This window comes from Bacillus sp. 275 (assembly GCF_001999205.1).
GTDB classification, from domain to species: Bacteria; Bacillota; Bacilli; order Bacillales; family Bacillaceae; genus Bacillus; species Bacillus velezensis.
This window is the reverse complement of record NZ_CP019626.1, coordinates 2,311,414-2,331,631: the sequence shown is the minus strand read 5'-3', so window position 1 is coordinate 2,331,631 and position 20,218 is coordinate 2,311,414. Positions and strand designations below refer to the sequence as shown.

The following is a 20,218-nucleotide window of genomic DNA, read 5'->3' as shown; positions in this document are numbered from 1 at the left end:
TCACCCCCTTTTCGCACCTGAAACTACCGCTATCATATGTTCCTTATGCGGAAGATGCGCTAGGAATACAGACTATTATGTGAAAAGTCAGCATTGCGCGCACAAAAAAAGCCGGCTCTGATGTCCGGACTCATTGGAGCGTATTTTCTTTTTTCGCATAAATCTTTCTTTGGGCTCATATGGTGGAATAGATAAAAACAGCAGCCGCTCTGTCGGCTGTCTGATACTTGTCAGGAGGTTTCAGCATCAAGAGGTTTTCATCAAAGGAGGAACAATATGAAACCGAAAAAGAATCAATATCAGCAAATGCAGGGGATGGGGATGGGAATGGATATGCAAGGATACCAGCCGCAGCTCGGGCCTAATCCTTATCCGCAGCCTCAGGGCCAAGGATCACAAATGATGCCGATGCAGCAGCAAATGACAATGCCGATGCAGCAAGGCCAGCAGAGCTTCGGCGGGGGGTTCCCCGGCCAGCCGCAGCAGCAGGGCGGCGGCAGCTTTCAGATTCCGTCAGGTCCATCATCGTCACAAAACGTTCCCGGCATGCTGCCGATTGAAGAGTCATACATTGAAAATATTCTGCGGTTGAACCGGGGCAAAACGGCGACGATTTATATGACATTTGAAAACAGCAAAGAATGGAATTCAAAGATTTTCCGCGGTGTGATTCAGGCGGCGGGACGTGACCATATCATCATCAGCGATCCGAAAACGGGCACCCGCTATCTGCTTCTGACCATTTACCTTGATTACATCACGTTTGATGAGGAAATCGCTTATACTTATCCGTACTCCATGTCTTCTTATTCTCCGAGATAAATCAAAAAGCCAATCACTCATTTGACAGAGGATTGGCTTTTTTTCTTTATAAATATTTGACGGCCGCGACGATAATCATAATCCAAGAGATGATAAACGCCACGCCGCCGAGCGGTGTAATCGCGCCGAGAACGGAAATCTGCGTCACGCTCAATACGTACAGGCTTCCCGAAAACAGAACGATGCCCGCAAACATCAGCCAGCCCGCAACAGAAACACTGCCTGCGCCAGAAAGCTTTTCGGCCAAAAACGCGACAGCCAGAAGACCGAGCGCGTGATACATATGATATTGCACGCCTGTGTGCCACACCTGCAAATATTTATCGGGGATTTTCCCTTCAAGCCCATGCGCGCCGAAAGCGCCCAGCGCCACGGCCAATAAAGCGTTAATCGCACCAAGAATAATAAACACTTTCATCTATTTTTCTCCCGCCTTTTCGTTAAAGTTTCCAATTCAATCATAACCCAACATCGGCAAAATTCAACGTCCGCCGTCCGATGACACGAGATTGTCGGATTTTTTCTTTTTGATAAGCTGGATTCGGTCAATCGCTATCGCCAGCAGCGTCCCGAGCACAAGACCGTTGCTTAAGAGCGAAATCAGGATCGGATGCATCCCCGATAACGCGCTCTCCGGCACAAACATTACGCCGACCCCCGTCAGGAGCGCCAGACCGATAATGGAGCGGATTCGTTTTTGCTCCGCTTTCTCATAAGAGTCAAACTCCGTAAAGGCGAGACCGGCCATCGTGGAGAAAACGACGAAGTTTACCGCAAAGCCGACCGGTGAGGGCAGACTCGCAAACGCATTCATAAATAGCGGGATCATACTGATGATCACGACAAATACACTTCCCAAAAGAAACGGCTTTTTCGAAGGAAGCTTCGTCGTCTCAATAAAACCGGCCGCCCCTGAAATCGGCACAGGCGCAATGCCCCCTGACAGTCCGCTCAAAAGGTGGCTGATCGAAGCCGCAAACCCAGCCGGACGCTCACGCCGCTTCCCGACGGTACCGCCGAATTTTTTCACCGCCGCTTCTACAACCCGGATGCTCGCGAGCATGTTGACAATCAAAAGCACGGTAATGAAGAGTGATGTAATAATCAGGCCGCTGTCAAACACCGGTTTTCCAAACGGAAAAAGAGCCGGCAGCTGAATCACGCGGTCCGGTATTTGAATCGGTTTGGCAGCGCCGAAGACGGCGAATAAGATCCATCCGCCGGCAAGCGAAAGGAGAATCGCATACTGTCTTAAGAACGTAACATTCGATCGGGACATGATGAACATCGCCGCCGTCACAACCATGGCGAGCCCGAATACAAGGCCGTCGACGCTGTTTTTTAAATAGCCGATGCCCAAAAGGCCTTTCACAATCGGCTGACTCAGCTGCATGACCAACAGCAGCAGATACACACCGGTCACAACCGGCGTAAACAGCACGGCCAGCCGTTCAATCACTTTAAAAAGGCTGAACAAAAAGAAAAAGACAGCGCTTAATAACAGCGCCCCCTGCAGCGCCCGCAGCGTCTCGCCGAATGTCGCGAACACCGTGCCAGTCAGTCCGCCGTAAATCGTGTATACGCCCCACCATAAGCCTGCCGGGCTTTCATTAATCGGCAGACGATGTCCCTGGAGACATTGGATGACCGCGGCGACGCCAAGCACAAAAAATGTGCTCTGAATCAATGCGGCAGAATCGGCATGGTTCAAGTGAAATGATTGTGCGATGGCGACAGGAACTACAATCGCAGCCGCAATCATAAATGCCGTCCATTGCAAACCCCCGAGTATCAGTTTCAAGTCAATCAACCTCTCCTGTTAAAAATCGAAAATGGAATCCCCGTTTCCGTCTTCCTCACGTTCGTCTTTCGCTTTTTTCTGATATTGGTTCAGCCCGGCGCTGCCCATCATTTTTTCAAGCAGCAGCGGGTCTGTCGAAGGAGACGCGGAAGGTTTCGGCGCCGCTTTCGGAATCGGATTCTGCACAGGCGCCGGAGCGGTGTGCGTCTGAGTGCCGAGCACGACATCACACAGAGAGCGGATGGCGGCCGCGTGCATTTTGACCTCCTCGGTGCGGGTCGCCGTTTTCGCCTGCCTCAGTTCTTCTTCCATCTTCTGAATCAAAGCAGAGATATGTATGTTCATGAGTAAATCCTCCAGCAGTAATTTGTCTTCTTCCTGCATTTTATCAAATTTCTGAGCGAATCGCAGAATTGAGTTTGTTATTTTTTCTGACGGCATACCGCCCTGAACGCCAAAAAAGGCGCTTTCCGCCGGGCGGAAGCGCCTCAAAAAAACCGTTTATTGCGGCAGGTCGGGGATGCACCAATCGATCGGCTGCTCCCCCATTTTTTCAAGGGCGGCGTTTGTACGGGAAAACGGTCTGCTCCCGAAAAAACCGTTCCTTGCCGAAAACGGGCTCGGATGAGTCGATTCAATAATAATGTGTTTCGATGTGTCAATGCGCTCTTTTTTCATCTGCGCGTGACGCCCCCACAGGATAAAGACAATCGGCTTCTCTCTTTCATTCACCACATCAATGATGCGGTCAGTGAGCCGCTCCCATCCCTTGCCTTTGTGGGAATTGGCCTGACCGCGGCGAACCGTAAGCACTGTGTTTAACAAAAGCACTCCCTGCTTCGCCCAGCTGACGAGCGATCCGTGGTTCGGTACGGAGCAGCCGATATCGTCCTGAAGCTCTATGAAAATATTTTTCAAAGACGGCGGCTGTCTGACCCCGGGCTGAACGGAAAAACTAAGCCCGTGCGCCTGTCCTGGCCCGTGATATGGATCCTGTCCGAGAATGACCGCTTTTACATCCTCATAGGGCGTATAATGCAAGGCGTTAAAAATATCATGGCTGTCAGGATAAATCGTTTGGCTGCTGTATTCTTGTTTCAGCATTTCTCTCAGCTCTTGATAATACGGTTTGTCAAATTCATCTTTCAGCTGATTCCACCAGCTGTCTTTTAAAAGCTGTTTCAAACTGTCCGTCCCCCTTATGAACTGTGCAGTCTCGAATGGACGGGCTTTCCGTCCCACACAATATCAGTCGGCGCCTCCCGCCTCTTCATGTCCGGCTCTTCAAGAAGAACCGCGAAGTTTTTCGTCGGGAGCTCCCCAAGCCCGTGCTTTTCGCTTAACCGGTCTAAGTACCGCTTCCGTTTGCCCCCGAGATCCGCGGACTGATTGCCGCCTCCCTCAAAAAACGCATATATGACGCTCGCGCAAGGAACACGCTTCACACGGTGCTGTTTCGCGGCGCGCAAATAAAAGTCCCAGTCCCAATAATTATGGACATCTGGATCAAAATACCCTAACGTGTCATGCAGAGAACGCCTGTACATGCTGCCTGACGGAACGTACGTGGAAAATACCCGCATATCCGCATAATCCGCCGTATAGGCGAAAGGCTTTCGTGACACCGGGTATCTCGTGCCGCCCCGTTCTTCAAATGACACAATTTCCGCGTCAGAATGGACAAAATCCGCATCAGCAAGTGCAGCCGCCATTCTTTCCAAATGGCCCGGCGTAATGAAATCATCATCATCGCACAGCATGATATAATCACCCGACGCTTTTTTCACACCTGCGTTCCGCGCCTCCACATGTCCGACATTCTGTTCTAAATCAATAATCTGAATCGGCAGATCGCTGTACAGCTGCTTCGCTTGTTCGGCCGATTCCCCGGCATCATTTACAATGATCACTTCATAAGGCTTTATGGTCTGCATGGAAATCGACTCCAGCAGCTCACACAAAGCCGGAATCCGATTATACGTGACTATGACAATTGATATATTCATGATCCGCTCCTTCTGCTTTTTCTCATGTTCTATTAAAACATAAAGCGGCGGAGAGATCAGGGGGGATTTTTGATTTCGGCCCATTCAGAAACAAATCCAGGTCATGCCCGCCAGCAAAACGAGAATGATCAGAAGGTCTCCCCAAACAGTGCATACCGCCTTGGCATTAAGTCTGCCCGCCTCCATGGCGTTCCAAAGTTTTGATTGATAAACAGGCACCAACACCATCGCATAGCTTGTGCACAAGCAGCCAAAAGCCGGCGGGACAAGCGCACATCCATCCTCATGCCAATCATGAATCAGTTCCGGTATACTCACCCCGCTGTCAATGTACAAGTATAATATACCCGCCAGCGGAATGAGCGAACTGATCTGCAGCTCGAAAAGTTTCACCTTCCACTCACGCGCAAACGAAACGGCCCAAATCCATCCCAGCGCATAAAATAATAGAAGAAGCAAAATACTGAAAACAACAAAAACAGCGTCTTGCATCCCATTCAGAACCATAATAAAAAGACTCACAACGGGCAATGCAAGAACCAAGCTGCAGACGGCAAATACGGTTACGGCTATTTGGGCGCACGCGCCGTACATCCACGAACCTAATCTCATTTTAACACCCCTATATAGATTCCCTATGTATATAGTGAAAAAGATCAGGCAAGTCTCTGCCTGCCTGCGTAAAAACCTATTTTTCCGCAAAACGGAAAACATACCGTCACAACGGCGCATACTGCCGCAAAACTCGGTGTGACCGCCGAAGGAAACAGCCCAGCCGGAACCAGGTTGAACAAAAAGACAAACATAAAACATAGATTCGGCACCATTGAAGCCCATACCGTCCGCTCAGCAAGCTTTTTTCCGCCAGCCCCGAACTCTTTTCCAGCTTGATAGCCGATTTGGAACCAATACAGCACATAACCGATCATAATCAGCCATACTGACACGGAAATCCCTTTCCACAGCGCGTCAACAGCGGGATGAATCCTCCACGCGTGCATCATCGTAATCATCGCCCCCATCACAAAAAGACCGCAGTTGCAGAACAGATAAAAGAGCATAAAAGTCCGCGCGGGCACCGCCGAAGCTTTTTGAAAAGCAGAGATAATCTCAGACGGAGTCCCTACTTCCCGCAGAATAAGCGCCATCGCTTCGCTTTCGGTTTTGCCTTTTTCCAGATGATCACAAATGGCATGATGAATATGGCTTTCGATTTCTTTTAATAATTCACGGCTTCCGGACTTGCCTTCCAGCCCTTTTCTGATTTCCTGCACATAAAGGTCTTTATCCATTCTGCCCGCCCCGCTTCAGCATCCGGTCCATCAGAGCAGAGAACAGATTCCATTCCTTCGTCCGTTCGGCTAGAATGTTTTTTCCTTCATCGGTGATCCGGTAATATTTTCGGTCCGGCCCTTTGGTCTGCTTTTCCCAGTAAGAAGAAATATAGCTTTGGCGTTCAAGCTTATGAAGCGATGGGTACAGCGTGCCTTCCTTCATTTGCAGTTCATTCCCGCTTCTTTTCTCCATTTCTTTCACAAGTTCATACCCGTACATGGGCCGTTCATTCAGCAGAGTCAGCACCAGAATGACCGTGCTCCCCTTTACAAGCTCCCTGTTGAGCATTTATTTTCTCACCCTTACCTAGTAATCTTATGTAGGTATTGTACGCACATCCCCCGCGGCTGTCAAATCATTCCTCTAAGCCTTCCGTATTGTGATCGGGAGAAAATCTAACTATAATGAGATATAAAACACTGATGGAGGCCATTGATATGTCAATGCACAAAGCACTTACTATTGCCGGTTCTGATTCCAGCGGCGGCGCGGGAATTCAGGCCGATTTAAAAACATTTCAAGAAAAAAACGTATACGGAATGACGGCTTTGACCGTGATCGTAGCGATGGACCCGGAGAACAGCTGGGATCATCAAGTATTTCCGATCGATACCGATACGATTCGCGCACAGCTGGCAACGATTGTTGACGGAATCGGCGTAGACGCCATGAAAACGGGAATGCTCCCTACCGTGGAGATCATAGAGCTTGCGGCGAAAACGATTAAAGAAAAACAGCTGAAGAATGTCGTTATCGATCCTGTCATGGTCTGCAAAGGAGCGAACGAAGTGCTGTATCCGGAGCATGCCGAAGCGCTTCGCACCCAATTGGCGCCTCTGGCAACCGTCATCACGCCAAACCTGTTTGAAGCAAGCCAGCTGAGCGGTATGGATGAATTAAAAACGGTGGAAGACATGAAAGAAGCGGCCAAGAAAATTCACGAACTCGGCGCGAAATATGTATTGATTACAGGCGGAGGCAAATTGAAACATGAAAAAGCGATCGACGTGCTGTATGACGGAGAAACCGCGGAAGTATTAGAAAGCGAAATGATTGATACACCTTACACGCACGGAGCCGGATGCACATTCTCCGCCGCCGTGACGGCAGAACTGGCCAAAGGCGCTGAAGTGAAGGAAGCCATCTACGCGGCAAAAGAATTTATCACCGCGGCAATCAAAGAATCCTTCCCGCTGAACCAATACATCGGACCGACTAAACATTCGGCGATGCGTCTTAGCGGAAAATAAAATAAATATCCCCCTCATTACCCGAGGGGGATTATTTCATTTTTTTCGCGGATGACCGCAAAAACATCTCAATAGACTGCACAAACAGCGCATATTCCTTCATCTGTTCATATGTATGCATCAGCCGATCACTCCATTCATTGTGCGGCTCAGCTCTCTTGAGCATGCGATTCAGCTGAAGCAATACTTCTTTATATTCTTCCCGCTTATCTTCCACTTGCTCTGCGGCTTTGACAAGTAAACATTTCGGCGTCATCTTCTGATTTTTCAAAACTGAGAAAACAACTCCTTTTATTCCTGGAATCATAGGCTTTCGTTTGAAGAATAGCACAGATGGCATAGGTTTCACATAAGAAAAAAGAACGATTTTCTACAAAAGTGTCCAAATTGATCCATTTATTTCCGTTTTTCCTGTCGAAGTGACGGTTACGTCATCATTTCCCGGGAAAGGAAAATATCTGGCGCTGAATACCTCTTCTCCATCATTCAAAAACAATTCAATCGAGGATGCATCCAGAAAGAGCTGCACAGAATGCACCTCGCTGACGGCGCAGCTTCTCTTTTCTTTTTCTTCTCCGCTGAAAGCGGTGCGCTCCAACACAGCCAGCCCCTCTTCCTGATGAAATATAAACCGAGCCGCGCCCCGAATTGAGATTTCAAAACCGGATTCGCAAGTGATGTCTTCCAGCAGCACTTCAGCCCGGGACGCATCTTTCACCGGGAGGCTTACAGACGAACAATTCAATTGAAGCCGGCGCTTTTGTTCATCCGTGCGGCGCGATTTCATTTCCGGGAGCGGGCGCTGTATGATTCTGCCGTTGGACAGTGACAGCTGTCTCGGCATCGTTAAGCAGTGAATCCAGTGATACGCATGTGTCGGATGTTTGTCCTCATGCTGATCCGGAACCCCCATCCACGCGAACAGAATTCTCCGTCCCTTATCATCTTCCAGCGTCTGCGCCGCGTAAAAGTCAAATCCTCTGTCAAGCTCCGTAAATGCACCGTGCTTAAATTCTGGCGGCTCTGTATGCAGCCTGCCGAGGAAATAGCCCGCCTGGTGGCTGTTATGATATTCTATCCCGTCGGCTTCAAGCCCCTGCGGACATACGAGCAGCACGTCGGTTCCGTCAAGGGAAAACAAGTCGGGACATTCCCACATATAACCGAATGACCCGAGACCGCCGGAGTCCGCCCCCGCAATCGCACCGAGAAACGTCCAATCCGTCAAGTTCTCTGATGTGAACAACACAGCGCTTCCGGTGAGCTTTTCTGTCTGCGCGCCAAGCACCATGTAATACGCTCCGTCTTTCTTCCAAACCTTCGGATCACGGAAATGAGCGGTATAGCCTTCCGGGAGACGCGCGACAACTCCTTTTTTTTCAAATACGATCCCGTCTTCGGATACGGCGAGGCATTGATACGTTTCCCGATTGCCTTCTCCGTCACGGACATTGCCTGTGTACATCAGGCAGAGCCGCCCGTCTTTTTCGATGGCGCTTCCGGAATAACAGCCGTTTTTGTCATACCACTCACCCGGCGCAAGCGCGATTTCTTCCTCTTTCCACTCAACGAAATCCTTCGTCGTCACATGCGCCCAAAATTTCGCGCCGTGCCCCGTATGAAATGGCTGCCATTGAAAAAACAAGTGATATACGCCGTTCCATTGGATCACGCCGTTCGGATCATTTAAAAGCCCGACCGGCGGCATAATATGATAGTTCTGGCGGTATGGATCTGACGCGGCTGTTTCTCCCCGCTTCTTTTTCGCTTCCTCAGCCTGCAAGCGCAGCTCTTGATCCGGTGTCCTCATTTGACGGCCTCCTTTTCTTTAGCTCCCATAATGTAAGCGGCAATAAACGCCGAGACAGAGGCGATGCCCATTCCGATCAGATAGTTTATAAGATTTCCTAAACCGAGCGGAGCCGTGATGGCAATCATCGGAATTCCGGTCAGACCGTAGGCATTGGCGGCGACACCGGTCACCACGACATAGGCTCCGCCCAGCGCTCCGCCGATCATTCCCGCGATAAACGGCTTGCGGTATCTTAGGTTCACACCGAAAATGACTGGTTCGGTTACACCGAGAAAAGCGGAAAATGCGGCCGGCAGAGCGATTTCTTTCATTTTCGCTTTTTTCGTCAGGAAAAATACAGCCAGTCCCGCCGCACCCTGAGCGACATTCGCCATCGACCAGATAGGAAGGATATAGTTTCTGCCCAAATCAGCGATGAGGCCGGCCTCAATCGCATGAAAGCTGTGATGCACACCGGTAAGCACAATAAGCGGATAAAGACCGCCGAAAAGCAGTCCGGCAACAATGCCCGCATGATCATACACATATGTCAGCGAGACGGTAATGCCTGATCCGATCGCCCTGCCAAGCGGACCGATTGCGATAAAGGTGATAAATCCTGTGACAATCACCGTGACAAACGGCGTGACCAATAAATCGAATGCGTGAGGCACAATTTTTCTCGTGCCCTTTTCCACTTTGCTCATAATGTAAACGGCTAACAGTACGGGGATGACCGTCCCTTGGTAGCCGAGCAGCGCAATGTCGAAGCCGAAGAGCTGCATAAAATCAGGCGATGCATCCGCAAGCCCCCACGGATTCAAAAGCGCCGGATGGATCATAATTCCCCCGAGCACGGCACCGAGATAGGCATTACCGCCAAATTCCTTCGCCGCGCTGAACCCGATGAATACGGGCAGAAAGATAAACGCCGCGCTTGAAAACATGTCTAAAAGCTTAAACAGCGACGATTGTTCAGACACCCAGTGAAAAGCCTTCATCATGCCGAGCAGCCCCATTAAAAGTCCGCTTGCCACGATAGCCGGAATGATGGGAACGAATATGTTAGACAGTGTCTTCGCAAATCTTGCGGCCGGATTCAGCTTTTTTTTCGCTGCGTCCTGATGTGTCTCACGATCCTCCCGCCCCAAATCGGCTTCTTTTGAAAAAGCGTCATACACTTTATTCACGAGGCCGGTGCCGAATATAATCTGATATTGCCCCGAGCTGCTGAAAGCCCCTTTTACGCCTTCTATTTCTTCAATGCCGGCCTGGCTGATCTTCTGTTCATCTTGAATGACGAGCCTGAGCCGCGTCGCGCAATGTGTCGCGCTGATGATATTTGATTCCCCTCCGATATGTTTGATAAGCTGTTTTGCCGTTTCTTGATAATTCATGATGTATCCCCCTTTCTAAAATCAAAAAAGACCTAAAATTCGCCAACGAAAAAGGTCAGCATGATCCCTTTTTCATGTACGCAAATTTTAGGTCTTGCCTGCATTACCAGTCACAATCCCGCCGGATTCAGTTTTTTTAATGCGCTTTCATTCTATTTCATGATAGCGCTTTCGTCAATATGTTTTCAAAAAAAAGTCTGTTTCTCGAAACAGACGCGTTATTCCGGGTTTTTTTGCAGACGCTGGACATGCAGCGTGATATAGCCGGCCTCGGATTCCGGCAGTTCCAAATCATATTCAGTTCTTAAAAACGCCGCCAGTTCAAGCGCACACCGATAAGCAAACGGATACTTTTTTTGGATGAAATAAAGCATCTCCTCGTCCATGGAATGGAGTGCTTCATTTGAGTCCAACCGACTGACCGCATACCGTAAGTGCGTGACGAGGCGCTGATAGGAAATACTGTCTTCATCCACCTTCTGTTCAAAAAAGGATTCGATCTTTTCGATCATTTCTTTGATCATGGTTGTATGCTTCATCGCCGAATACATGCTTTTGGCATCCGCCTTGGCAGTGTGGATATGAAGCGCGATATACCCCGCCTCATCATCAGGCAATGATATACCGAGGGTTTGTTTCACGTGTTCAACCGCCCAGCGGCCGATCTCATATTCTTTTTTATAAAGCGCCTTAATTTCATGAAGCAATCGGTTATGCACCTGAAGGCCGTTTTGAATCCTTTCGATCGCAAAGGATAAATGGTCCGCCAGCGCAATGTGGATGTGATCGCTCAAAGGTGCCGCAAGCTCTCCCTCCGCATGGCTGATGATATCTTCAGCCGCCTCTATATGCTCTTCGGGAAGCGTTTCTAACACTTGTTTGAACTTTTCATTTTCGTCGTGCACGACAAATATTTTTTCAATTTTATGTTTTTGAATCACATCATTTTTTCTCTTTTGAAAAGCGATTCCGGGACCCATTACGATCTTTTCCCGTCCGTCTTCTTTTATTAACGCCGCATTGTTATTTAATACTTTGTCTATTCTCAAGAGGTTCGCTCCCGTTCTTATGTTTAGTGGGATTGTACCCTCTTTTTCATATGATGTAAAGGTGTCGGACCCGCGCGCTCCCGTTTCGGCAATTCTTTGCGGACAGGCATCCATCGGTTTTTATCCAGCCTGCCGCGGGCCGATTTCGTTTCATCGGTCAAATCCGCCGATCGGACACGGCTCACAAACGAAAAAGCCCCAGCCGTCCGCTTCGCTTTCTTATAATAAGCCGCTTGGTTTCCGTACACGGCGGCTAATGGATATCTTCCGTTACCCGGCGCCATCCAGTTCATCAGAAAGACCATCCACACCCGTAAAGATACTAGCAAACGTTTCATTGCAAATCATCCCTCCGCTTCTTTTTGACAGACAGCTTGTTCGCAGGCCTGTTTTTCTCTCCGCTTTAACGGAAAAGGCGGCCGATCCTTCTCCGCTAAAAACTAGCGGGTCTAGCAACCCTATGACTCTATGATAGACGCGTCCGGGCGAATTGTTTGTCACAATATGAGTGAAAAAACAAACTAGTTTTCAGAAGTTTTGTTGAAAGCTGATGGAAATGACCTGAAAAATGGAAAAGCCGATAAAAAAAGTTATACACACCTTATCCCTTGGTTAAGCACAGCTTAAACACAGGGTATATCCACATATCCACAAACTCAATCTATATTTTGTATAGGAACACTCGTTCCCAACAATATATATACACAAATTTATTCAGTTATACACAGGATTCTGTGTATAACTCCCTCCTTATTCACAGACCAATTTCCATAAATGAGTCATATGTCACAAGGATTATTTTGAATTTTCAAGAAATATATACTAGATTTCTAATTTAGATAAAGAAAAAGGGGGAAACACGATTGAAAAAAGGAATCATCCGTTATCTGCTTCCGGCTTTTGTCTTATCCTTTACCTTATCCACAAGTTCACAGGCTGCGCCGGCTTCAAAACCGCAAACTCCTGATCTTGAAAAGGCTGAGGTGTTCGGTGACATTGATATGACCACCGGCAAACAAACAACAGTCATCGTGGAGCTGAAGGAAAAGTCACTGGCGGAAGCAAAGGAACTCGGCAAAGCACAGACAAAAAGCAAGCTGAAAAGCGAACGCGCAAAAGTGAAAAAGAAAGCGCTCAAAACCATTAAACACGGAAAAATCAACAGGGAATATGAGCAAGTGTTTTCCGGCTTCTCCATGAAACTCCCGGCAAATGAAATCCCCAAACTGCTGAGTGATCAGGATGTCAAAGCGGTTTATCCGAATGTCACCTATCATACCGATCAGCTCAAAGATAAAGACATCACCCTATCTAAGGATGCCGTGTCTCCGCAGATGGATGACAGCGCGCCTTATATAGGGGCAAATGACGCGTGGAAGCTCGGCTATACGGGTAAAGGCGTCAAGGTTGCCATTATTGACACCGGTGTCGAATATAAACACCCTGACTTAAAGAAAAATTTCGGACAATATAAAGGATACGATTTTGTGGATAACGACTACGATCCTGAAGAAACGCCGTCCGGTGATCCAAGAGGCGCGTCGACTGACCACGGAACCCATGTCGCGGGCACGGTAGCGGCAAACGGAACGATCAAAGGCGTCGCGCCGGATGCTACACTCCTTGCCTACCGTGTGCTCGGTCCGGGCGGAAGCGGAACAACGGAGAACGTCATCGCCGGCATCGAACGCGCCGTACAGGACGGAGCGGATGTCATGAACCTTTCTCTCGGCAATTCTGTGAATAACCCAGACTGGGCGACAAGCACGGCGCTTGACTGGGCTATGTCAGAAGGCGTCACGGCCGTTACATCAAACGGAAACAGCGGGCCGAACAATTGGACCGTCGGCTCTCCGGGAACGTCCAGAGAAGCCATCTCCGTCGGAGCGACCCAGCTGCCGCTGAACGAGTACGCCGTCTCCTTCGGTTCCTATTCCTCAGCGAAAGTAATGGGCTACAACAAAGAAGATGACATAAAAGCACTGAATAAAAAAGAAACAGAGCTCATAGAGGCGGGTATCGGCGAGCAAAAGGATTTTGAAGGCAAAGATCTGAAGGGAAAAGTCGCTGTCGTCAAACGGGGCAGCATCGCCTTTGTGGATAAAGCAGACAACGCCAAAAAAGCGGGCGCGATAGGTATGGTTGTGTATAACAATGCCCCGGGAGAAATTGAAGCCAACGTACCGGGCATGTCCGTGCCGACGATTAAGCTTTCATCAGAAGACGGCGAAAAACTCGTCAGCCAATTAAAAGCGGGCGGCACAAAAGCGACATTCAATTTATCCGTGGCTAAATCGCTCACTGAACAAATGGCAGACTTTTCGTCACGCGGTCCGGTTATGGACACGTGGATGATTAAACCCGACGTCTCCGCTCCCGGCGTAAACATCGTCAGCACCATTCCGACCCATGATCCGGCCGACCCGTACGGCTACGGATCGAAGCAGGGAACGAGCATGGCTTCCCCGCATGTAGCCGGCGCAGCTGCCGTCATCAAGCAGGCCAAACCGAAATGGAGCCCGGAACAAATAAAAGCCGCTTTCATGAACACGGCCGAAACCTTAACGGACGCGGACGGTGACGTATACCCGCATAATGCGCAAGGCGCCGGAAGCATCAGAATCATGAAGGCGATCAAAGCAGACTCCCTTGTCGCCCCGGGAAGTTATTCTTACGGAACGTTTATGAAAGACAAAGGCAATGAAACGAAAAAAGAAACCTTTACGATTGAAAATCAATCATCCATCAGAAAATCATATCAGCTCGAGTACTCTTTCAACGGCACGGGCATTACCGTTTCGGGCACAGACCGGGTCGTGATCCCCGCTCATCAAACCGGAAAGTTCAATGCGAAAGTAAAGGTCAATGCCAAAAAAGTAAAGGCGGGCACCTATGAGGGAACCGTCACAGTGCGTGAAGGCGGAAAAACAGTCGCAAAAGTGCCGACGCTGCTGATTGTAAAAGAGCCGGACTATCCGCGCGTGACGTCAATCGACGTGCAGGACGGCACAACGCAGGGAACCTACCAAATTGAAACCTATCTTCCGGCGGGAGCCGAAGAGCTTGCCTTCCTTGTATATGACAGCAATCTTGACTTTGTCGGCCAAGCCGGCATCTACAAAAAGCAGGATAAAGGCTATCAATATTTCGACTGGAACGGCAAAGTCAATGGTGACAACGCACTGCCGGCAGGAGAATATTATATGCTGGCCTATGCCGCGAACAAAGGGAAATCAAGCCAGGTGCTGACTGAAAAACCTTTTATCATTGAATAACCGAACAACCCTGCTGGAGCATCAGCAGGGTTTCTTTCTGATCATTCGGCAAAAGCTTCTCGAAGCAGGCGGTATGACTGAAGTTTATCTTCAAAATGATGAGTAATGGTTACAGCCATCACTTCTTCCGTTCCGTATGCTTTACTGAGAGCCAGAATCTGTTCTTTCACTTGTTGCTTCGTTCCGATGATCATTCGATTCCGATTATCGGCAATTCGTCTTTGTTCATACGGTGTGTACGTATTGCCGCGGACGGTTTCGTAAGACGGTACGCCGTGAAGCGGAATCCCCTGTTCACCCGCAAGCAGCGTATAATCCATGACGGCCGCGAGTTCCTCCGCTTTCTCCTCCGTGTCCGCGCACAGCACAAACACCGCCACGGCTGTTTTTGGTTCTTTTCCTAATGCGGAAGGTTTAAATCTGCGCTTATATTGTGCTGTCGTGCTTTCTCCGCCTTCTCCATTAATAAAGTGAGCAAACATATAGCCTGCTCCCATTTCTGCGCTCAGAAGCGCGCTTTCCCCCGAAGAACCGAGAAGCCAGACTTCCGGCGCCGTCTTAATAAGGGGTGATGCGGTCAGATTCGGAAAACGGTGATTGTCATCAGTTGCATCATGCAAATACATCGCCAGCTCACGAAGCTGCTGCGGATATTGATCAGCGTTACGCTTCCCGCCATCATTCAGCGCCCATGATGCGATCGGCATTCCGCCCGGCGCTCTCCCTAATCCGAGATCGATTCTGCCCGGCGTCAACCCTTCAAGCACGCGGAAATTCTCCGCCACCTTATATGCACTGTAATGCGGAAGCATGACACCGCCCGAGCCTACACGAATCTCATTCGTTTTCGCCGCAATATGGCTGATCAGCACTTCAGGGCTTGAACCCGCCAACCGCTCTGAAAAATGATGCTCTGACACCCAAAACCTCTTATATCCGAGCTTTTCCGCCTCCTGCGCCAGTCTTACTGTATTCCGCAGAGCATTTTCCGCAGAAGACCCTTCTGATACAGGAGATTGATCTAATATGCTTAATGAAATCATCACTGTCACCTCATCAACATCGTACCACTGCTGAGCCGTTTTTTCTTTCTGTATGCTTATAAGCATCCCTGATGATAAACATATATATACCTTGTTCCATTTTGTCGAAATATGTTACACGTGAAACATAAAAACCTCTCCCGGTCAGGAGAGGTTTTTTCTTAATTCTTTTGAAAACCTTTATCTTTTACATATTGATTTAAATAGGTTCTCGGTTTTTGTTTCATGAACTGCAGGATTTGATCAGACCACGTTTCAACCCGCTTGCCGTTTGTCCGTTTATCATAATAAGCGGAAATGGTTTCATCATATTCCTTCATATAACTGCGGAAGTGTTCTTCATTCGTATCGTACGTGTTTTCATGATATACGGCTTGTTTCGGCAGGCGCGGCTTTTGACCTGACGGATGAGCGGGATGACCGACTACCAAGCCGAACAGCGGCAGCACATGGTCAGGCGTTCCAAGCACTTCTGTCACCTGATCAAGTTCATTTCGAATGCCTCCGATATAACAAATGCCAAGTCCCATTGATTCCGCGGCAACACTTACGTTTTGTGCGGCAAGTGCGGCATCAATGACGCTGACCATAAACATTTCCGTATTCTCAAGAAGCTCGGTAATGTTTTCGCCTTTTTCCTCAGCAAGTTTTTTATGGCGGTACAAATCAGCGCAAAATACAAACAAGTGCCCGTTATTTTCGACGTAAGGCTGGTTTCCGGCCAGTGCCGCCAGCTTCCGCTTTTTCTCTTTATCAGTTACGCCGATGATGGAGTAAGCCTGCACGTAACTGGACGTTGACGCCGCCTGGGCGCTTTTCACTAATGTATCTATCTCTTCTGCTGTCAGAAGCTCGTCAGTAAATGATCGGATCGACCGATGATTAAGTATGGTTTCAATGGTATTGTTCATATAAAAGCCTCCTTCTCTCTATATCATATCCGAAAGGGAATCATGTCAAAAGCGAAATGCTCTAAACAAAAAAAGACAGCCCGAAGAACGAGCCGTCTCACATTAAGAATTGAACAAGTAGCTTTTATATTTCGTCAGCTGCACACTTGCGTTATATACGATCCCGAAGCTGATTAATGTAGAAAGCACCGAGCTCCCCCCATAGCTGACAAACAGCAGCGGAATACCGGTAACCGGCATAATGCCGATATTCATCCCGATGTTCTGGAAGGTGTGAATCACGATAAGTGCAGTAAATCCTACGCAAAAAAACGCGCCAAATCGGTTAAACGCATGCAAGCGGTCAATCAGCACCACAAGTCTGTAAATTAAAAAGAAAAACATGACAACCGCAATGGCGCAGCCTAAAAACCCAAAACTTTCACCCAAAATCGCAAAGATAAAGTCGGTCTGTCCCTCAGGTACGTACACCTTCAGATTATGAACGCCGTTTCCGGTAATGCCGCCCGATCCGATCGCCATAACGGCCTGATCCACCTGCCAGCTTTTATCGCTCTCTGCCTGAGTCGTTGCCGCACTGGAGTCAGACATCCACGATGTAATCCGGTTAATTTGATAATCCGCAATGCCGATTGAATTCGCCACATGGGGAAATTCAATAACGAGAACTAAGAAAAGGCCAAGCACAAGTGCGGCCGAACCGCCGATAATGGTGATCAGCTTCCAGTTTACACCTGACATAAACACCATCACCATAACGATAAACAGACAAATCGCACCCGTTCCGGCATCCTGCAAAACGATCATCCCGATCGGAATAACCGTCCATGCCGCAATTTTCAAAAGCAGGTTCACATCTTCCCTAAGTGACCTTTGATCTTTCGGGCCCGCCTTCGATATAATGGACGCGACCATCATCATAATTCCTATTTTCGTAAACTCAGAGGGCTGGAGGGTAAAGTTTCCGATTTGAAACCAGCTCTTCGCTCCGTTTTTAATCGGCGCGATGGATTCCGGCGCCACACGCAAAAGGAGCAGCGACAGCACGCCGGCAATCAATACGTACAGACTCAGTTTTTCAAGCTGCTCTAAATCAAAGTACAGCAATAATCCGATGAATCCCGCACCTATAACATAGAAGACAATCTGTTTCATCCAGGCACTGCCTCCGTACTGCCCGAACTGTCCGGCCGCATAAATCGCGGCAACACTAATTATTAAAAACACACCAAATATAAAAATCAAATCCCCCTGATAATAGGGATTTTGCTGTTTCTTATATCGACTCATTCTATCCCGCCTTACATTTTCATCGGAAGTCACTATTGTTTATTATACATGAACACCGTTCAAGAAAACATGTTGAGGTTGCTTCCTTTTTATTTTTTACGGTTTGGGGACTACACGACATATGACGTGTCAGAAAAGGAAATGTTTCGGTCATGATGAAACTTTTCCGATAAAAAACCCCTTCTCGTCAGAAAAGGGGTTTCAGCCTATGTTTAACGTCATAAACAAGCTGTTCGGGTCCTCTTTATAATGTGCAAACGGATCACAATATTGAAACCCGGCTTTTTCATACAGGCGTCTGGCGGGGAGAAAAGCCTCCATAGAACCGGTTTCCAAGCTGATCCGCTGATAGCCCCGCCGCCTTGCTTCTTCAAGCATATGGCGGAGGATCCGGTTGGCAACGCCTTTTCTGACATGATGCGGAGAGGTTTTCATTGATTTGATCTCACCGTGCCGGCTGTTTAGCTCCTTTAAGGCACCGCAGCCGAGCAGGATGCCGTTTCCCCTCGCACTCCAAAACGTAACGTCAGGCTGACGCAGCCGGTCCGCATTGAGCGCATGTATACTTTCCGGAGGAGAATGCATGGTCATGCTCTTCAGATGATCCTGCAAAAGCGCAATGACATCCGGCGCTGTGACATCTTCTTTCCTTACGTCCACTTCAAACCACCCTTGCTGTGCATGTTTCTTTGACCATAGCAAAGGTTCACAGCCTGCGCCATTCCATTGTCCGGAAATGTGACAGGGTATTGGGCCTTTCCGGTTTCTTGTACCTATCCAAAAATGAGGCAATAGTTACAATACATTTCTCGAAAAAGCGGTATCAAAAATTGGAAAACATGGTATAATAATTGTAACAAAATGTTCAAAAAACGACCACAAAACAGACACATTTCATTCTCTGTATTTCATTTTGGAAACGCTCCCATAAAATGAAAGGAGACATGTAAGATGGACATGTTTTTTGCTTATTTACTGGTCGCAAGCGCAACACCCCTCTTTATCTGGCTGGATAACAAAAAAGTCGCTCTTTCGGCCATACCGCCAATTATTCTTATGTGGGTTTTCTTCTACTTTTACGCAACCAGCAGCCTATCCCCTCTCGGCCACACACTCATGATCATCCTGTTTGCCGTCAACGTCATCGTTGCCCATATCGCCGCCTTTATCATTTACGGCCTTCCGCGCCTGCGCCGGAGAAGAAGCCAATAAAGGCACAAAAAACCCTCTTCGCATAAACGAAGAGGGTTTCTTTTTATTCCTGATGTTCGGAATGATGCTTCGCACCGCCAGGAGGGTTTCCATCCATATGGTCACCGTGATGGTAGTGCGCCGCAAAGATCCAGATGGAACCAAGGATGATAACAATCGCTCCGAAAAATCCGAAGAGCGTGTTTCCGACTTGAATTCCGCCGTTTTCGCTTTCTGTCATGTGCATGAACATGAGAAGCTGAAGACCGGCTTGGATAAATGCGAATCCGAAAATGATCCAGAGTTTTGCTGATGGGCTTAATTCCGTATATACTGCAACCCAAAGGGCCAGCAGGGTCAGAATAATAGACAACGCAAAACCTACGATATGCTTCCACGGAAAGTGGCTGTGTTCAGCAGATTTGTTTGCCATATTATAGTCCCCCCAATCCGATGAGATAGACGCCTGTAAAGATGAAGATCCAAACAACGTCTAAGAAGTGCCAGTATAAACTTGAGATGAAGATTTTTGAAGACGTCTGCGGCGTTAATCCGCGTTTCTTCAATTGCAGTAAGATGCCGGCAATCCAGAAGATACCGATCGTTACGTGCGTTCCGTGCGTTCCCAGAAGGACGAAGAATCCAGACCAGAAAGCACTTGTACCGAGAGATGCTCCTTCATGTACATAGTGGATGAACTCGTTAAGCTCACATCCGACGAAGCCCGCGCCGAGAAGAAGCGTAATGATCGTCCAAATGACGACGCCTTTTAAACTTCCGCGACGCATTTCATGAACAGCGATCCCGCAGGTGAAACTGCTGATCAGAAGCAGGAATGTCATGATCATGACAAGCTTCACTTCAAATAATTCAGCCGGTAAGACTCCTCCTGCTGTTCTTCTTTGAAGAACGAAGAAGGTTGCAAATAGTGTTGAGAACAACACAATCTCTGCCCCTAAAAAGATCCAAAACCCGAGAATATTGAGTCTGCCGGTTTCAGATTGATATTCCATAGGCGCGTTAGAATTGCCGTGTTCTGCATGTTCCATAAATCAC

Annotated in this window: 23 protein-coding genes; 4 read left to right on the top strand and 19 right to left on the bottom strand. The window is 48.4% G+C overall.

The window, feature by feature from the left end; all coding sequences use genetic code 11:
• Window positions 1-276: 276 nt before the first annotated feature.
• Window positions 277-822 carry a spore coat protein GerQ gene (gene gerQ, locus BZ167_RS11205; RefSeq protein WP_007614539.1) on the top strand — a complete coding sequence of 182 codons (546 nt, stop codon included), beginning with the start codon at window positions 277-279 and terminating at the stop codon, window positions 820-822.
• 46 nt (window positions 823-868) lie between these two features.
• Here gerQ and BZ167_RS11200 read toward each other — a convergent pair whose 3' ends face one another.
• From BZ167_RS11200 to BZ167_RS11165, 8 genes are all read right to left on the bottom strand, one after another.
• Complete coding sequence (locus BZ167_RS11200) at window positions 869-1,240, bottom strand: DUF423 domain-containing protein (RefSeq protein WP_015418474.1); 372 nt, start codon at window positions 1,238-1,240, stop codon at window positions 869-871.
• 63 nt (window positions 1,241-1,303) lie between these two features.
• Window positions 1,304-2,623: a purine/pyrimidine permease gene (locus BZ167_RS11195; protein ID WP_007407695.1), complete on the bottom strand. Its 1,320-nt coding sequence runs from the start codon at window positions 2,621-2,623 to the stop codon at window positions 1,304-1,306.
• Between the two features lie 18 nt (window positions 2,624-2,641).
• A complete protein-coding gene (locus BZ167_RS11190) occupies window positions 2,642-3,064 on the bottom strand; it encodes a YwdI family protein (protein WP_015387535.1) in 423 nt (140 codons plus the stop codon).
• A 60-nt stretch (window positions 3,065-3,124) separates the two neighbouring features.
• Entirely contained in the window at window positions 3,125-3,808 is a 684-nt protein-coding gene (locus BZ167_RS11185) for a uracil-DNA glycosylase (protein ID WP_012118732.1), read from the bottom strand.
• A 14-nt stretch (window positions 3,809-3,822) separates the two neighbouring features.
• Window positions 3,823-4,629 carry a glycosyltransferase family 2 protein gene (locus tag BZ167_RS11180; protein ID WP_061890963.1) on the bottom strand — a complete coding sequence of 269 codons (807 nt, stop codon included), beginning with the start codon at window positions 4,627-4,629 and terminating at the stop codon, window positions 3,823-3,825.
• 84 nt (window positions 4,630-4,713) lie between these two features.
• On the bottom strand, window positions 4,714-5,241 hold the full coding sequence (locus BZ167_RS11175; RefSeq protein WP_077392081.1) for a hypothetical protein: 528 nt from the start codon (window positions 5,239-5,241) through the stop codon (window positions 4,714-4,716).
• 44 nt (window positions 5,242-5,285) lie between these two features.
• On the bottom strand, window positions 5,286-5,921 hold the full coding sequence (locus BZ167_RS11170; protein ID WP_042635590.1) for a permease prefix domain 1-containing protein: 636 nt from the start codon (window positions 5,919-5,921) through the stop codon (window positions 5,286-5,288).
• Window positions 5,914-6,252 carry a PadR family transcriptional regulator gene (locus tag BZ167_RS11165; protein ID WP_003150960.1) on the bottom strand — a complete coding sequence of 113 codons (339 nt, stop codon included), beginning with the start codon at window positions 6,250-6,252 and terminating at the stop codon, window positions 5,914-5,916. The genes BZ167_RS11170 and BZ167_RS11165 overlap by 8 nt, the downstream gene beginning before the upstream one ends.
• Before the next feature lie 149 nt (window positions 6,253-6,401).
• Here BZ167_RS11165 and BZ167_RS11160 point away from each other — a divergent pair, with 149 nt between their 5' ends.
• Window positions 6,402-7,214 carry a bifunctional hydroxymethylpyrimidine kinase/phosphomethylpyrimidine kinase gene (locus BZ167_RS11160; RefSeq protein ID WP_061860994.1) on the top strand — a complete coding sequence of 271 codons (813 nt, stop codon included), beginning with the start codon at window positions 6,402-6,404 and terminating at the stop codon, window positions 7,212-7,214.
• 31 nt (window positions 7,215-7,245) lie between these two features.
• Here the strand turns inward: BZ167_RS11160 and BZ167_RS11155 are convergent, their stop codons facing one another.
• The 5 genes from BZ167_RS11155 to BZ167_RS11135 form a co-directional block, all read right to left on the bottom strand.
• The gene (locus BZ167_RS11155) at window positions 7,246-7,521 is read right to left on the bottom strand and encodes a hypothetical protein (protein WP_042635591.1); all 276 of its coding nucleotides are present in this window, start codon (window positions 7,519-7,521) and stop codon (window positions 7,246-7,248) included.
• Between the two features lie 63 nt (window positions 7,522-7,584).
• On the bottom strand, window positions 7,585-9,024 hold the full coding sequence (locus tag BZ167_RS11150; RefSeq protein WP_077392080.1) for a sucrose-6-phosphate hydrolase: 1,440 nt from the start codon (window positions 9,022-9,024) through the stop codon (window positions 7,585-7,587).
• Complete coding sequence (locus BZ167_RS11145) at window positions 9,021-10,403, bottom strand: sucrose-specific PTS transporter subunit IIBC (RefSeq protein WP_007614557.1); 1,383 nt, start codon at window positions 10,401-10,403, stop codon at window positions 9,021-9,023. Before BZ167_RS11145 ends, BZ167_RS11150 begins: the two co-directional genes overlap by 4 nt.
• A 218-nt stretch (window positions 10,404-10,621) precedes the next feature.
• Window positions 10,622-11,452 (bottom strand): PRD domain-containing protein, encoded by an 831-nt coding sequence (locus BZ167_RS11140; protein WP_015418481.1) that lies wholly within the window; start codon window positions 11,450-11,452, stop codon window positions 10,622-10,624.
• Window positions 11,453-11,475: 23 nt separating this feature from the next.
• Entirely contained in the window at window positions 11,476-11,790 is a 315-nt protein-coding gene (locus tag BZ167_RS11135) for a hypothetical protein (RefSeq protein ID WP_033574359.1), read from the bottom strand.
• A 525-nt stretch (window positions 11,791-12,315) separates the two neighbouring features.
• On the opposite strand from BZ167_RS11135, the gene BZ167_RS11130 reads away from it, so the two are divergent.
• On the top strand, window positions 12,316-14,727 hold the full coding sequence (locus tag BZ167_RS11130; RefSeq protein WP_060673855.1) for a S8 family peptidase: 2,412 nt from the start codon (window positions 12,316-12,318) through the stop codon (window positions 14,725-14,727).
• Window positions 14,728-14,768: 41 nt separating this feature from the next.
• Here BZ167_RS11130 and BZ167_RS11125 read toward each other — a convergent pair whose 3' ends face one another.
• From BZ167_RS11125 to BZ167_RS11110, 4 genes are all read right to left on the bottom strand, one after another.
• Complete coding sequence (locus BZ167_RS11125; protein WP_015418483.1) at window positions 14,769-15,770, bottom strand: LLM class flavin-dependent oxidoreductase; 1,002 nt, start codon at window positions 15,768-15,770, stop codon at window positions 14,769-14,771.
• A 161-nt stretch (window positions 15,771-15,931) separates the two neighbouring features.
• The gene (gene nfsA / locus BZ167_RS11120; RefSeq protein WP_007407708.1) at window positions 15,932-16,681 is read right to left on the bottom strand and encodes an oxygen-insensitive NADPH nitroreductase; all 750 of its coding nucleotides are present in this window, start codon (window positions 16,679-16,681) and stop codon (window positions 15,932-15,934) included.
• A gap of 102 nt (window positions 16,682-16,783) precedes the next feature.
• Window positions 16,784-17,971: an FtsW/RodA/SpoVE family cell cycle protein gene (locus BZ167_RS11115; protein WP_007407709.1), complete on the bottom strand. Its 1,188-nt coding sequence runs from the start codon at window positions 17,969-17,971 to the stop codon at window positions 16,784-16,786.
• Window positions 17,972-18,172: 201 nt separating this feature from the next.
• Window positions 18,173-18,631, bottom strand: coding sequence for a GNAT family N-acetyltransferase (locus BZ167_RS11110; protein ID WP_060673853.1), 459 nt, complete (start codon window positions 18,629-18,631; stop codon window positions 18,173-18,175).
• A 291-nt stretch (window positions 18,632-18,922) separates the two neighbouring features.
• On the opposite strand from BZ167_RS11110, the gene ywcE reads away from it, so the two are divergent.
• A complete protein-coding gene (gene ywcE, locus BZ167_RS11105; RefSeq protein WP_003150937.1) occupies window positions 18,923-19,183 on the top strand; it encodes a spore morphogenesis/germination protein YwcE in 261 nt (86 codons plus the stop codon).
• 43 nt (window positions 19,184-19,226) lie between these two features.
• Here ywcE and qoxD read toward each other — a convergent pair whose 3' ends face one another.
• Both qoxD and qoxC read right to left on the bottom strand, forming a co-directional pair.
• Window positions 19,227-19,595, bottom strand: a complete 369-nt coding sequence (gene qoxD, locus BZ167_RS11100) for a cytochrome aa3 quinol oxidase subunit IV (protein ID WP_007407711.1) — start codon at window positions 19,593-19,595, stop codon at window positions 19,227-19,229.
• A gap of 1 nt (window position 19,596) precedes the next feature.
• On the bottom strand, window positions 19,597-20,211 hold the full coding sequence (gene qoxC / locus BZ167_RS11095; protein WP_003150930.1) for a cytochrome aa3 quinol oxidase subunit III: 615 nt from the start codon (window positions 20,209-20,211) through the stop codon (window positions 19,597-19,599).
• Between the last annotated feature and the right edge of the window lie 7 nt (window positions 20,212-20,218).

What these genes read in the sequence shown, in the direction of transcription:
- qoxD (WP_007407711.1), bottom strand. Translation starts at nt 19,595, where the DNA reads ATGGCAAACAAATCTGCTGAACACAGCCACTTTCCGTGGAAGCATATC.
- ywcE (WP_003150937.1), top strand. Translation starts at nt 18,923, where the DNA reads ATGGACATGTTTTTTGCTTATTTACTGGTCGCAAGCGCAACACCCCTC.
- BZ167_RS11170 (WP_042635590.1), bottom strand. Translation starts at nt 5,921, where the DNA reads ATGGATAAAGACCTTTATGTGCAGGAAATCAGAAAAGGGCTGGAAGGC.
- BZ167_RS11160 (WP_061860994.1), top strand. Translation starts at nt 6,402, where the DNA reads ATGTCAATGCACAAAGCACTTACTATTGCCGGTTCTGATTCCAGCGGC.
- BZ167_RS11135 (WP_033574359.1), bottom strand. Translation starts at nt 11,790, where the DNA reads ATGAAACGTTTGCTAGTATCTTTACGGGTGTGGATGGTCTTTCTGATG.
- nfsA (WP_007407708.1), bottom strand. Translation starts at nt 16,681, where the DNA reads ATGAACAATACCATTGAAACCATACTTAATCATCGGTCGATCCGATCA.
- BZ167_RS11150 (WP_077392080.1), bottom strand. Translation starts at nt 9,024, where the DNA reads ATGAGGACACCGGATCAAGAGCTGCGCTTGCAGGCTGAGGAAGCGAAA.
- BZ167_RS11125 (WP_015418483.1), bottom strand. Translation starts at nt 15,770, where the DNA reads ATGATTTCATTAAGCATATTAGATCAATCTCCTGTATCAGAAGGGTCT.
- BZ167_RS11115 (WP_007407709.1), bottom strand. Translation starts at nt 17,971, where the DNA reads ATGAGTCGATATAAGAAACAGCAAAATCCCTATTATCAGGGGGATTTG.
- BZ167_RS11190 (WP_015387535.1), bottom strand. Translation starts at nt 3,064, where the DNA reads ATGCCGTCAGAAAAAATAACAAACTCAATTCTGCGATTCGCTCAGAAA.
- BZ167_RS11180 (WP_061890963.1), bottom strand. Translation starts at nt 4,629, where the DNA reads ATGAATATATCAATTGTCATAGTCACGTATAATCGGATTCCGGCTTTG.
- BZ167_RS11155 (WP_042635591.1), bottom strand. Translation starts at nt 7,521, where the DNA reads ATGATTCCAGGAATAAAAGGAGTTGTTTTCTCAGTTTTGAAAAATCAG.
- qoxC (WP_003150930.1), bottom strand. Translation starts at nt 20,211, where the DNA reads ATGGAACATGCAGAACACGGCAATTCTAACGCGCCTATGGAATATCAA.
- BZ167_RS11200 (WP_015418474.1), bottom strand. Translation starts at nt 1,240, where the DNA reads ATGAAAGTGTTTATTATTCTTGGTGCGATTAACGCTTTATTGGCCGTG.
- BZ167_RS11165 (WP_003150960.1), bottom strand. Translation starts at nt 6,252, where the DNA reads ATGCTCAACAGGGAGCTTGTAAAGGGGAGCACGGTCATTCTGGTGCTG.
- gerQ (WP_007614539.1), top strand. Translation starts at nt 277, where the DNA reads ATGAAACCGAAAAAGAATCAATATCAGCAAATGCAGGGGATGGGGATG.
- BZ167_RS11175 (WP_077392081.1), bottom strand. Translation starts at nt 5,241, where the DNA reads ATGAGATTAGGTTCGTGGATGTACGGCGCGTGCGCCCAAATAGCCGTA.
- BZ167_RS11145 (WP_007614557.1), bottom strand. Translation starts at nt 10,403, where the DNA reads ATGAATTATCAAGAAACGGCAAAACAGCTTATCAAACATATCGGAGGG.